This window comes from Aerococcus sp. 1KP-2016 (assembly GCF_002252085.1).
Taxonomy (GTDB): domain Bacteria; phylum Bacillota; class Bacilli; order Lactobacillales; family Aerococcaceae; genus Aerococcus.
Map to the genome: position 1 here is coordinate 1 of NZ_NEEY01000016.1, position 14250 is coordinate 14250.

Consider the following 14250-nt stretch of genomic DNA (forward strand, 5'->3'; position numbering starts at 1 on the left):
TATACGACAATGAACCTGTCCATCGTAATATTTTTTGTTTTTTTTCCTCTCGAATAAATGGCTATTGTATAAGAAATGAGATTATTTTACTGAATATAACCCCATTCGAGATAGCTTTTATGCCTTGTACTGAATGAACCGTCATTCAGTAAGAATCATCATTAATGTATCGAATGAAATTTTATTCGGGAAAATTTCATGTTTTTGTCTCGAACCGCGCAGTATTGTGGCATCATCTTTTTCGCAATATACCAAAAAGAGGTTGGAACCGTTTGTTCCAACCTCCCTCTAAAAATTTTGATTTATTTGCCCGTATGCAGATCGGCGGCCACGTATTCGTGAATGAAACGCGTACTAGCTTGTTCTGGATCGAGTGCCTCGAATAGGATGTCAACGGCGCGTGAACCGATGATATGTGAGTTCAGATTGATGAATGAGGCATCTTCAGCCACCCCAATGCCATCTTGTTTGTAGGCGGGGAAGGTGATTGTTTTGACCTTCTCATTCTCTTGTTCACCGAGATAGGCTTGAATGCCTTGTGCAACAAGCTCGTCGGAAATTACCAGACCGTCCAGCGTTTTGAGGTCTAAGTGTTTTTGCGCCAGTTCATACCCGTCAGTAGGTAGGAAGGCAAGGTCATTGTATACTAAACCTGGGTCGTAGATGCGGTTATTCGCTTCCAATGCGCGACGGTAGCCGTTGTGGCGGTCGGCGATGAAGAATTGGTCCATATCCCCACCAATATAGGCGATACGTTCGCAACCCTTTTTAATCAAGGCTTCAGTCGCTTGGTAGCCAATCAAATCGTTGTCGTTGTCGACGTAATGAACTTTCGAATTGTCAGGCGAACCGATAACAACAGCGGGACATTGGACTTCTTGGGCGAAACGCAACAAAGGATCATCTTTTGACGCATAGAGGAAGATTAGACCTTCCACTTGCTTGCCGTTGACAATCTTTTCAATATGACGCTGGCGTTGGTCGTTATCCAGGCCGACAGATAATAAAATAGAATAATCATGTTTAGACATTTCGTAATTGATACCGCGTAAAACCGTTGGAAAGAAGGGATTTTGATAGAAGGCATCTGTGGCTAGGGGGAGAACGAGACCAAACGTTTTGGAATGCGCGCTCGCAAGCCCTTGCGCATAGATATTAGGAAAATAATTCATTTCTTTCATAATGTTACGCACTTTGATTTTGGTTTGCTCAGAAATCGAAGGGTTGTCTGCAATCACACGGGAAACCGTGGAAGGCGCAACACCCGCTCTCTTCGCAACATCTCTAATTGTAATTGGCATAGGTATGAATCCTCTCTTCTTGTTACACTCATTATACGTTATACTGATAACGCTTTCAAGAAAAGATAAAAATATTTACGGAATCGGTTGCATTGCGTAAGCGCTTTATGTAAAATAAGGGTGAATCAACAAAGCGAAAACAAGATACAAATCACATGGAAATTTAGGAGGTAATTTAATGGACAGAGCAAGTGGCGCAGTACTACACATTTCTTCCATACCCAACGAATATGGGATCGGATCATTTGGTCAATCAGACTTTGACTTCGTAGACTTTTTAGTCGACACCAAACAAACTTACTGGCAAATGCTACCACTTCGATTACTGATGTTCCGTTAGCATTCTGCGTATAAATCCTCTCTTCTTGTTGCACTCATTATACGTTATACTGATAACGCTTACAAGAAAAGACAAAAATATTTACGAAATCGGTTGCATTGCGTAAGCGCTTTATGTAAAATAAGGGTGAATCAACAAAGCAAAAACAAGATACAAATCATATGGAAATTTAGGAGGTAATTTAATGGACAGAGCAAGTGGCGTAGTACTACACATTTCTTCCATACCCAACGAATATGGGATCGGATCATTCGGTCAGTCAGCCTTTGAATTCGTAGACTTTTTAGTCGACACCAAACAAACTTACTGGCAAATACTACCACTATCAACAACATCATACGGCGACTCACCTTATCAATCATTCTCAGCCTTCGCAGGGAACACCCACTTTATCGACTTAGATATTTTAGTGAAAAAGGGTTATCTTGATGAACTAGACGTAGCCAACGCCTACTTTGGCGATAATCCCAAAAAAGTAGACTACAACACCGTCTACTACAACCGCCGCCCACTACTTGACCAAGCGGTGGCTAAATTTGTGGACGAAAAAGGCTACAACCATCCAGACTTCTTAGATTTCTATGAAGCTAATGCAGATTGGTTGGTACCATTTGCCCAATACATGACCATCAAAGAAGAACACGGTCAAGCGCCTTGGTATGAATGGCCTGAAGAATACAAAAATTATGATGCAGACTTTGTTGCCCAATATTGTAATGAACATATTAACCGTTACGACTACCATTTGGTGACACAATTCTGGTTTAACGAACAATATACAGCCTTGAAAGCCTACGCCAATAAGAACTACATCCAAATTATTGGTGATATTCCAATCTATGTGGCCCGTGACTCTGTAGAAATGTGGACACAACCAGAGCTATTTTTAGTTGACGAGAAGAAAAATCCTGCCTTAGTTGCAGGGGTGCCACCTGATTTCTATTCAGCTGACGGCCAATACTGGGGGAATCCAATTTATGACTGGGACTATATGGAAACGACCGGTTATGAGTGGTGGGTGAAACGTATGCGTGAGAGCTTCAAGCTGTATGACGTTGTACGTATCGACCATTTCCGCGGTTTCGAAAGCTATTGGGCAGTACCATTTGGTGCGCCAACTGCTGCGGCGGGGACTTGGAAGAAAGGTCCTGGCATCAAGATTTTCAATCAATTCAAGGAAGATTTAGGCGATGTGAAAGTAATTGCAGAAGACTTAGGTTTCATGACCCAAGCGGTGCACGACATGCGTGATGCAGCGGGTTATCCAGGTATGAAGGTATTACAAAATGGTTTCTTCGGTGAAGATTCTGAAGATTTACCGCATCATTATCCAGAGAATTCAGTAGCCTATGCGTCAACACATGACTCCATGCAAGCCTATGACTGGTACATGAACCAGGCTAATCAAGATCAACGTGATCAAGCTGATAAATACTTAAATCGGGCCAAGGGAGAACATCCTTCAGACGCTTTTGTACGTGGGATTGCATCTTCACCAAGTTTCCTAGCCATCTATATGATGAACGATTTATTACGCCTTGGCCCTGAAGGACGCATCAATACGCCTTCAACCATCGGTGATAACTGGGATTGGCGTGTGACACCAGCAGATTTTACAATTGATTTGAAGGAACGTTTGCTGGATATTACGGAAACATATTTCCGAGAAAATAAAGCTTATATTAGTCAAAATGATATAATAAATGGTATAAATAGTGTATCAGCAGAAGCTGCTTATTTACCAGATGATGAACCGTTAGATTAGGTCGCAAAGCGACTGATGTAATTTGCAATGGATGTCTACATCCACAGAATAAAGGAGCATATAATGTTAAATTTAAATGAACGTGCGCAAGCACAATTTGAAAAACCAATCAGTGAATTATCGAATGCAGAAATTTATAAAGTCCTATTAGATTTAGTGCAAGAAAAAACAAATGCCATGCCAGCAAACCAAGGCAAGCGTAAATTGTACTATATTTCAGCTGAGTTTTTAATTGGGAAATTGCTGTCTAACAACCTATTAAACTTAGGTTTGTATGACGAAGTAGCTGCTGAATTAAAGGCGAATGGTACTAGCTTAGCAGAGGTTGAAGAGGCTGAAGCTGAACCGTCATTAGGTAATGGTGGTTTGGGCCGTTTGGCGGCTTGTTTCTTAGACTCTATTGCTACTTTAGGCCTAAACGGCGACGGAGTAGGTTTGAACTACCATTTTGGTTTGTTCCGCCAATATTTTGAGAATAATGAGCAGTCGTATGAGCCGGATGAGTGGTTGGACCACCCAACTTGGTTGAATAAGTCTGATATTTCATATCAAGTGCCGTTTGGTAAATTCACCTTGAATTCGACTTTATATGAGATTAATGTGCCTGGTTACAATCAAGGGACGATTAACAAGTTGCGCCTATTCGATTTAGATTCTGTGAATCCAGAAATTATTGAAGAGGGTTCTATTGATTTCGATAAGACGGATATCAAGGAAAACTTGACTTTATTCTTGTACCCGGATGATTCTGACCGCAATGGTAACTTGTTACGTATTTACCAACAATACTTTATGGTATCGAATGCGGCACAATTGGCGATTCAAGAGGCGATTGAACGTGGCTCAAATATTCATGATTTAGCGGATTATGTTGTGATCCAAATTAACGATACACATCCAACGTTCGTTATCCCTGAATTGATTCGTTTATTGACGACTGTTCACGGTATCGATTTTGATGAAGCGGTTGAGATTACACAAAATGTGGTAGCTTTCACTAACCATACGATTTTGGCAGAAGCGCTAGAAAAATGGCCTTTATCTGATATCCATGAAGTAGTGCCTGAAATTGCAGAAATTATCGTGGCATTAGATGAACGTGTTGACGCTGCTTTCCCTGGAAATGCGGCTGTAGCGATTATCGACAAAAGGGATACTGTACATATGGCGTCAATCGCTATCCACTATGGTTTCTCTATTAATGGGGTTGCTGCTTTACATACTGAAATCTTGAAAAATAATGAGTTAAATCATTTTTACGAAATCTATCCAGAAAAATTCTCTAACAAAACGAACGGGATTACTTTCCGTCGTTGGTTGATGGCGTCTAACCCAGAGTTATCACAATTTATTGATGACCGCATTGGTACGAGATGGCATGAAGATGCTGATTTGACTGATTTATTGGCTTTCGAAAATGACGAAGAAGCGTTATTAGATTTACTTCGTATTAAGGAAAATAATAAAGAAGCCTTAGCTGACCATCTACATCGTACACGTGGTATCGTGATTGACCGTCATTCTATTATTGACGTACAAATCAAACGTATCCATGAATACAAACGTCAACAAATGTTAGCTTTATACATCATCTACAAATACCACCAAATCAAGGCTGGTCATATTCCTGCTACGCCAATCACAATTATCTTTGGTGGTAAGGCTGCACCGGCATATACGATTGCTAAAGACATTATTCATTTGATTCTTGCTTTATCTGAATTGATTGAAAATGACTTGGATGTTGCACCATACTTGAAAGTTGTTTTCGTAGATAACTACAACGTTTCTGAAGCTGAGTACCTAATCCCAGCGGCGAACATTTCTGAACAAATTTCATTGGCTTCTAAAGAGGCGTCAGGTACTGGTAACATGAAATTCATGTTGAACGGTGCGTTGACCATCATGACTTGGGATGGTGCCAATGTTGAGATTGCGGAACATGTTGGTGAAGAAAACATCTACCCATTTGGTAAATCAAGTGAAGAGATTGTTGATTTATACGCGAACAATGCTTACGATCCACAATACTACTACAAGCAAGAACGTATTAAACCATTAGTAGACTTCATCATTTCTGATGAATTGGCAGCTTACGGTATCCCTGAGCGTCTACACCGTCTATACAAGGACATCACAAACAAAGACTACTTCATGGCCCTAATCGACTTAGAAGAATTTATTGATGTGAAAGAAAAAGTATACTCCGAATACGAAGACCGCTTAGATTGGACACGTCGTTCATTGATCAACATCGCGAACGCCGGCTTCTTCTCAGCAGACCGTACGATTAAAGAATATAACAATGACATTTGGCACTTAGAAAACTAGGATAGGATGAGGATGAGAGGACCGACGCTTAGAAAGCCACCGGTGGAAGACTATAGCAGTGACGCACGCAGTGTGGCGCAATATAGTCTGAAGCGCAGGGCTTTCTGGAGGTCCGAACTCGACTTTATAGGATGAGAGCAATAGCGTTCAGCCCTCATCTGAAGCAGGTAGAGGGTTGCTATTGTGAGCTCAATTATAGGATGAGAGAAAAAGAACTGGCACATGCCAGTTCTTTTTTTGTCTTTTGGTAATCATCAAAATGAAAAGAGGGCTGGCCCTCTTTCATTATTTTATTTTCAGATCCACTGCCCCAAGATAAAAAAAACCCGACCGTTGGGACAAATGGTTCCAACCGTTTTTGCTGTATTGTCAACGAGGGAATTATAGAATAATTCCAAATACTAGAAAATAATGCGAAATTTTATAGTATAAAATTTCATTCTATAAATAATTGACGAATATTATTATATGACGGCGCGTTCTTTATAAATAAAAAAATCTATCAAATATGGAAATATATGCTATAAAAAAATAAGATATTTTATAGAACCACGATTTATTCTTGATAAAAGCGCCCAAAATTAGAGAATGGAAGGTTCATTCTCTAATCGTAGTTTTCTCAACAAATATGGGGCAATTATCTTGCGGTAAGGCTCCTGGTGGTTGTGTACTAGCCTCAACTTTTTGTTTGAGCGAAAAGGATACAGCGGCATATCCTATGCAAAACGAGATGTGGTGCAGCTTGTACATTAGGGGGCAAACTATTTTTCACAAGAATGAGAAAATATTCCATGAAATGTGACAAGGGATATTGACAAAGATTAGGCCTAGTCCATATAATGTAGAAGTTGTAATGTAAGATTTCATAAACAAGTAAATAAAATTTCTAAGATACAAAGAGTAAGTGATGACTGAGTCGAAGCGAGGGGCGATTGATGGAAGGCCCTACTTGAAGCATCATTGAACCGCATTGTTGAGAAGAATGGTTGAAATGAGTAGGCCATTCCGCTAATGACGTTACCATTTCAAGAAAAGTATGCTGGCAATTAGCGCGTGGCATGCTTGAATTAGAGTGGTACCGTGGATCTCCGCCTCTTTTATAGAGGTGGGGATTTTTTTGTTTTATTGGTTATTTAGGCATTTAAAGGAGGAAGCACATGAAATACATCAAACAATTTAGCTTAGTATTAATGACTTTGGTCGCAGTATTATTTGCGGGCGGATCAGGACAAGCTCAAGCAAGTGAAACCAGTTCATCATCTGCAGCATCTAGCGCAAGTTCAACCGCTAGTGTGGGTGAAGATCAATTATACCAAGCCATTCAAGACCGTGGTGTTTTGCGGGTAGGGACCAACTCAACCTATGCACCTTTTGAATTCTCTATTTTAAAAGATGGTGAAAATCAAGTGGTTGGGGTAGATATGTTCCTGGCTGAGAAAATTGCAGACGATATGGGCGTTGACCTAGAAATCGTCGATATGGAATTCTCTAACTTGCTAACGGCTTTAGATACGGGACAAATCGATATCGTTCTTGCTGGGATGACAGCTACCGAAGAACGTGCCGAATCAGTAGACTTCTCTGATATTTACCAAGTATCTGGTCAATCATTTGTCATTCAAGAAAGCAAGGCAACCGACATTCAAGACGACACCTACTTTAAAGATGGCGGTAAAATTTCCGTAGGTGAAGGTACTACCCAACAAATTCTTGTGGGAGACTACTATCCAAACGCAGAAGTACAAGTCATGCGTACGACAACGGATTCAATTTCGGCCTTGAATTCCGACTTAGTTGACGGTGTGTTACTGGACGAAGATGTAGCGGGTGCCTATGCCGCTGAAAATCCCAACCTAACTGTTATCGAAGCGAATTTACCAATCCAAGATCCAGGTAAAGCTGCAGCCTTACCAAAAATCAACCGACCTTATTAGCAGCGGTGAATGCATCAATTACCGAAGTGAAAGATCAAGGCTTGATGGATAAATATCTAGAAGATTCATATGCCTTAATTGCAGCCAATAGACAATCAACATGGGCAGCTTACGCACCGTATTTCATTGACGGTGTGAAAACAACCCTAATCATCTCAGCAACGGCCATCTTCTTCGGTTTAATCCTGGGTGTGGCACTTGCACTGATGCGTTTATCAGGTATCAAAGTCATTGATTGGTTGGCACAAGCTTATATTGAAATCGTTCGTGGTACGCCATTAATGGTTCAAGTCTTATTCATTTACCTAGGTTTCGCCGGCATCTTTGGCTGGTCAACCATGACATCAGGTTTAGTTGCCGTATCCTTAAACTCAGGCGCCTACATCGCCGAAATCATTCGTGGTGGGATCAATTCAGTCGATAAAGGACAAGCTGAAGCAGCGCGTTCACTAGGCTTAGGCTACTGGGTAACCATGCGTAAAGTTATTTTCCCGCAATCATTACGCTCAATCTGGCCATCACTAGGAAACGAATTCGTATCCCTAATCAAAGAATCATCAATCGTATCAACTATTGGTGTTGCGGAATTAACCTTCCAAACACGTAACGTATCAACCATTACCTTCAACGGTATCATTCCATTAATCATCTCAATGGCTATTTACTTCATCTTGACCTTCACACTAACTAAACTGTTGAACGTCTATGAACGCCGTATGAACGAAAAATATAACTAAACTTATGACTGAAGGCCGGACAAGCGATCCGGTCTTTTTTATTTTGGGTAAAATTGGTATATCCCATCTTGCTTGGTTACAATAGGTGTAGCGGAGCATCCGTAAATGCCACAACGCGCACTACGGTCAACCACTAGCTGTTACAATCATGTTACGGGCGTATGTCTAATATAAAATTTTTATGATAAAGCACAACACAGTCCTTTTTTTGCGGAAAATCATGATAATCTTAAGGTATAAAGAAAAGGGAGGGGCGATATAGTGATGCAAAGGTTTATGGGTAGAAACCGAAACTATACCATGCTATTGGGTGTACTAATCTTATGTGCGATTTTCATCATTATTCGTAGTTTTGCCAACAGTAACAAAATGTCAGCGGAAGAGAGAACCGTGGCTGTTGCTGCTTCTGTGAACGCACTCTATTATGATAATTCCTATACATTTTTAAAAGAAGATATTACACAAGATGAAATTTCAGCAGTTAGTGATGACGTGAATGACCTAACCGAAAATAATGATAAAGATATTATTGAAGCACGTTTGGATTCTGTCCAAAGACGTTTCGATATGCAGCGACAAGTGAACGCCTTGTTTGAAGCAGAGGATGAACAAGCGGTGATTAATGGCGCTACAATTAAAGAATTCGTGGTTGTTGAAGATGATATTCATTTAGATATGATCGACTTCCTAAAAGATGATTATGCCAATGAATTAAGTAATTTGGATGATGGATTCTATGCGACAGCCGATGCCTTGATGGATGAGGCCGCGCAACAAGTAGCCCTGTTCAATAGTTATGAGGATGCCATTGCCGCTATTCAAGCTGATGATCAACTGACATATGAAGACTTAGCAAGCCATCTGGAACAAATGGTGGCAGATGTGAATGAAATTGAAAATCCATATGTGCAAAGTAAATTATTATTGATGATTGCAGCTATGGATGAGGAAACGACGGAAAATATTTTCCAACGTTTGGTGAAGAAAGCCGAAGAAAACAATGCGACAGCAAGTGAATTGGCAAAAATTCGTGAAGAAGGTCAAGCAGCCCTTGCTTTATCAGCAGAGCGTTGTCAAAGTTTACGCGATAAGGGTGAAGAAATTCTTGCGAGTAAGGCAGCAACATCTACCTTAACTTTACGTGTGCAAAAGAATAAACCTTCATTTAATGTAGATACCAATGTGGCAACAAACATCCTTTCAGGACGTAACATTGCTAGTGCTAGGTCTTATCAAACGAGCGGACGGACGAGTAGTTCAAGTGCAGACCTGCCTTCATCTAGCGTAGCTGTGAATACACCTAGTGCAAGTAGTGCGGATATCAGCACTGGCATCACAAGTGAAGTAGATTCTAGCAGCGCGGAAACAAGTAGCGAACCAATTGATTCCACCAGTTCTGATGTTGTAGTGAGCGTGCCAAGTAGTGAATCAAGCATTGATACAGGGGTTATCCCTTCAAGTTCTGATTCGGCTAGCATCAGTTCATCTTCAGACTCTAGCGTTGCTAGCTCATCTAGTGAATCTAGAGATGACTCGTCAATTGATGATTCATCGTCATCAAATAGTGAGACCATAACCGATCCAAGTGAGATGAGCTCTGAATCATCAACTAGTGATATGGTAAGTGACAATAGTGGTTCAAGTAGCACGTCGAGTGAACAAGAACAAAGTACAATTGAGGAAAGTTTACCGGCTAGTTCTGAAATACCGATAGCCACACCACAGTAAAATACAAATAGGATGATACAGGGTTGTGACCAAATGAGGTTCCAGCCCTTTTTTGTACAAAAAAGGATGGATTTAATAGTTTTTTAAAGAGAAATAGGGAATTATCAAGTCCCAATATGGTAAAATGTATTGGATTATAGATATTTTACTATAAGTAAATAGAAATGAAATGGGTGAAAAAATGCAAAAAAACGGAGAATGGACCAACTGGTACCGCGTTGTTATCGTGGCCACAGAAGCTTTGATACTGTTCCTTTCCTATATTGTTTCATTCTTTTTGCGATACGGTCGTTATGTACCTTTGAAAAACTTTGAAGCCTTTCAAGGCGCAATCGGATGGATTTTGATGATATTTATCTTCATCAACATTTTATTCGGTGTATATATTCTATACGATAAAACCAAAGGTGACCTTTTCTTCATTACAATTATTAGCCAAGCGATTCTAGCTGTCGTTGCGATGGTCTTAAGTTTCGCAGGTCGTTGGTTGGCCTTTCCAAGATCAGTAGTATTAATCGATTTTGTGGTCAGTGTAGTCATGCTTTATATCTTTAGAGCCTTAGTGTTCGATATTTATCGACGTTACGCATCAACGAAACGGGTTATGATTGTAGGGACTGAGGATGCTGTTTTCCCAGCTATATATAATTTCAAAAATTCAAAAAGTACGCGTCACATCGTTACACATGTGGTCTTAGATGACTACTACCGTAATGTGAAGAGTCGTTTAGATGAATATGATATTGTATACCTTGCATCGCAAATAGATGAATCGGAAAAACTAAAAATTTATGATGTATTAATGCGGGCCAACAAAAAGTTATTCTTAAATTCTAAGTTTGAAAACTTGGTGATGGTGAATCCAAACATCATGAATTTCGAAGATGAATCCATTATCGAAACGTCAGATTTTGCGATTCCAGCTGACCAAGCAATTATCAAACGGGGCATTGATATTATTATGGCCCTTGTGGGGTTAGTATTAGCGTCACCAATCATGTTGATTACAGCTATTTTGATTAAGTTAACGTCTAAAGGTCCCGTGTTCTACCGCCAAGTACGGATTACTAAAGGTGGCGAAGAATTTGATATCTTGAAATTCCGTTCAATGACAACGGATGCTGAAGTAAAATCAGGTCCTATGATTGCAACAAAAAATGATGCGCGTGTCACAACAATTGGTAAATACATTCGTGCCTTACGTATTGATGAGTTACCACAATTGTTAAATGTATTGCGTGGGGATATGTCGATGATTGGTCCAAGACCTGAACGACCTTTCTTCGTAAATCAATTCCAAGAAGAAAACCCGCATTACTACTTACGCCACAATGTGCAGGCTGGAATTACCGGTTACGCACAGGTTTACGGTAAGTATGCGACAGATTTCAACTCTAAATTGAACTTTGATTTGATCTATATCAAAAAATATTCCATCATTTTAGACTTCAAGATTTTGCTACAAACCATCAAAATTTTATTTGATAAGGTATCGTCTTCAGGTATTGATGAAGATGAAAAACCAACTGTAACAAGAGAAGAAGCACGTGAAATGAATATTGACGTTATTGGATAAATAAAAGGGCTCTTCGACATTTAATGTAGATAGCTTAATTTGAGCAAGAAACTTGAATTCATTTTATATGGACTTGAGTTTCTTTTTTATTTTATTTTAAATGAGATTTGATAAAAGAAAAATTATCTTTTTGTCCGTCTTGTTTAGGTTTGTATATATACATCGTTACATAACCAAAAAATGGAAACCTCGGAAGGTTTTGGTTTCAAAAATGAGAAATTTTGCGCCACACAAAGGGCTGAACGTTCATTATTTTTAGAAAAGGAACGTTCAGGGTGTTTTGCGTTTCATTTTCCCTCATAGATATACTTAAAAGCAGGTCTGGTTTCCAGTTTTCATCTATTTTAAAACGGATATAAACAATCTCGCAAAAATATGCCAACCAAAGCGATTAGATGCGACAGAAGGGAACCTTTCATACAAATAGGGCCTATTTTACAGGTTAGCGAGGAACCTTTTCATATGTCTTTTCTGTGTTGGGAAAGAGATTATTCCTGAATAATGCGCGATTCGAGACAAAAACGCGAAATTGTATCGAATGACATTTCATTCGATACATGAATGATGCTTCGTACTGAATGACGGCTCATTTAGTACGAAGCATAAAAGTTATCTCGAATGGGGTTCTATGCAATAAAATAATCTCATTTCTTATACAATAGCCATTTATTCGAGATAAAAAAACCAAAAAATTCTCGAATGATAGCCTCATTCGAGAATCGCAGTTTTCTAAACAAGTACAGGACAAGGTTTCCTCGGTAATGGTCCTGTATTTTTATCCCACCCTCCAAAAGTCGGAGACCCAATAAAAGCAGCTAGGTTACATACCTGGCTGCTTTTTTGTTTGGCTGTAGGGCGTGACTTTTCACGGTACATTATATTTTGAATGGCATGTTATTTTTACCCTATAATAGTGCTAAAAGGTGAATCGTCTCCACCTGCTACAATGGTTCACAATAACAAGTTGATCACCTTTAGTGGTATAATAGAATGTATCAAATCACAATTTGGAGGAAAAATAAATAATGAAGACAACCATCAATGATAGTTTAGCACTTCACACGGATTTATACGAAATCAATATGATGAAAACTTATTGGGATGCTGGGAAGGCTGACCAACAAGCGGTTTTTGAAGTGTATTTCCGTAATAATCCCTTTGATAGTGGCTATGCCATCTTTGCAGGTCTAGAACGTGTGATTCAATATGTTCAAGGGTTGAAATTTACCGAAGATGACATTGATTATCTACGTGAAACGCAAAATTATCCTGAAGCATTTTTAGCTTATCTTGCTGATTATCATTTTGATGCAAGCATTCGCGCTATGGAAGAAGGAGAAATTGTATTCAACAATGAACCAATCATGCAAATCAAAGGTTCATTAGCTGACTGTACACTTGTTGAAACAGCAATTTTAAATATCATCAACTACCAAACTTTGATTGCAACGAAAGCATCACGTATCCGTAACGTAGCTGGCGACGATAATTTAGCAGAATTTGGTGCGCGTCGTGCACAAGAAATGGATGCTGCGATTTGGGGTGCCCGTGCTGCTTACATCGGTGGTTTCAACTCCACATCAAACGTTCGTGCTGGTAAATTATTTAATATTCCAATTTCTGGTACCCATGCCCATGCAATGGTGCAAGCTTACCAAAATGACTATGAAGCTTTCAAGGCCTATGCCGCTTCACATGAAAAATGTACCTTCTTGGTAGACACTTACGATACCCTTCGTTCAGGTGTGCCAAATGCTATACGTGTAGCCAACGAAATGGATGATAAATCACGTTTTGTCGGTGTACGTATCGACTCAGGCGATATCTCATACCTATCAACTCGTATTCGCAGAATGCTTGATGACGCCGGTTATCCGGATGCAATTATCGTTGCTTCAAACGATTTAGACGAAAAAACAATTCTAAACCTTAAAATGCAAGGTGCTAAGGTAGATGCATGGGGCGTGGGTACACAATTAATCACTGCTTTCGATCAACCAGCGCTGGGTGCAGTGTACAAACTTTGCTGTATCGAAGATGAAAGTGGTGAATTGGTACCAACGATGAAACTTTCTTCATCTCCTGATAAAATGACTACGCCAGGTGAAAAACAAATTTGGCGTATTACCCGTAAAAAAGATGGAAAATCTGAAGGAGACTATGTCACTTCAATTACAGAAGACCCAACAAATGAAGAATCAATCTTCATGTTCCATCCAACCTATACCTATGTGAACAAGACAGTCCGTCATTTCAATGCGCGACCATTGTTAAAAACAATCTTTGCAAACGGCGAATTAGTGTACGATGTGCCAGCAATTGATGATATACGTGACTTCTCTCGTGAACATTTAGATGCGCTATGGGAAGAATACCGTCGTATGTTAAATCCAGAACCATATCCAGTTGACCTATCGCAACAATTATATGACTTGAAGATGGATAGTATTGCTGCAATCCGTCAACGTGTGGCGAATGATTGTAAAACCTTCGACTTGGATGAAGATTTAAACTTGAACTTCAAGTAAGCCAATATGT

General features: G+C 39.7%; 8 protein-coding genes and 1 pseudogene. 8 read left to right on the plus strand and 1 reads right to left on the minus strand.

Annotated features, from left to right (window positions below; all coding sequences use genetic code 11):
• Positions 1–302: 302 nt before the first annotated feature.
• Entirely contained in the window at positions 303–1301 is a 999-nt protein-coding gene (locus tag B9P78_RS04515) for a LacI family DNA-binding transcriptional regulator (RefSeq protein ID WP_094518337.1), read from the minus strand.
• Positions 1302–1479: 178 nt separating this feature from the next.
• On the opposite strand from B9P78_RS04515, the pseudogene B9P78_RS09675 reads away from it, so the two are divergent.
• The 8 genes and pseudogenes from B9P78_RS09675 to B9P78_RS04545 all read left to right on the plus strand — a co-directional run.
• A pseudogene (locus B9P78_RS09675) lies at positions 1480–1620 on the plus strand (4-alpha-glucanotransferase); the annotation flags it as partial.
• A gap of 205 nt (positions 1621–1825) precedes the next feature.
• A complete protein-coding gene (malQ, locus tag B9P78_RS04520; RefSeq protein ID WP_094518338.1) occupies positions 1826–3406 on the plus strand; it encodes a 4-alpha-glucanotransferase in 1581 nt (526 codons plus the stop codon).
• 63 nt (positions 3407–3469) lie between these two features.
• Positions 3470–5737 carry a glycogen/starch/alpha-glucan phosphorylase gene (locus B9P78_RS04525; RefSeq protein ID WP_094518339.1) on the plus strand — a complete coding sequence of 756 codons (2268 nt, stop codon included), beginning with the start codon at positions 3470–3472 and terminating at the stop codon, positions 5735–5737.
• 1157 nt (positions 5738–6894) lie between these two features.
• Positions 6895–7671: a transporter substrate-binding domain-containing protein gene (locus B9P78_RS10115; RefSeq protein ID WP_233487711.1), complete on the plus strand. Its 777-nt coding sequence runs from the start codon at positions 6895–6897 to the stop codon at positions 7669–7671.
• Between the two features lie 5 nt (positions 7672–7676).
• Positions 7677–8408: an amino acid ABC transporter permease gene (locus B9P78_RS10120; RefSeq protein WP_233487712.1), complete on the plus strand. Its 732-nt coding sequence runs from the start codon at positions 7677–7679 to the stop codon at positions 8406–8408.
• Between the two features lie 264 nt (positions 8409–8672).
• The gene (locus B9P78_RS04535; protein WP_233487716.1) at positions 8673–10136 is read left to right on the plus strand and encodes a cell division site-positioning protein MapZ family protein; all 1464 of its coding nucleotides are present in this window, start codon (positions 8673–8675) and stop codon (positions 10134–10136) included.
• Between the two features lie 181 nt (positions 10137–10317).
• A complete protein-coding gene (locus B9P78_RS04540) occupies positions 10318–11712 on the plus strand; it encodes a sugar transferase (RefSeq protein ID WP_199445730.1) in 1395 nt (464 codons plus the stop codon).
• A gap of 1025 nt (positions 11713–12737) precedes the next feature.
• Positions 12738–14240, plus strand: a complete 1503-nt coding sequence (locus B9P78_RS04545) for a nicotinate phosphoribosyltransferase (protein ID WP_094518342.1) — start codon at positions 12738–12740, stop codon at positions 14238–14240.
• The last annotated feature ends 10 nt before the right edge of the window (positions 14241–14250 follow it).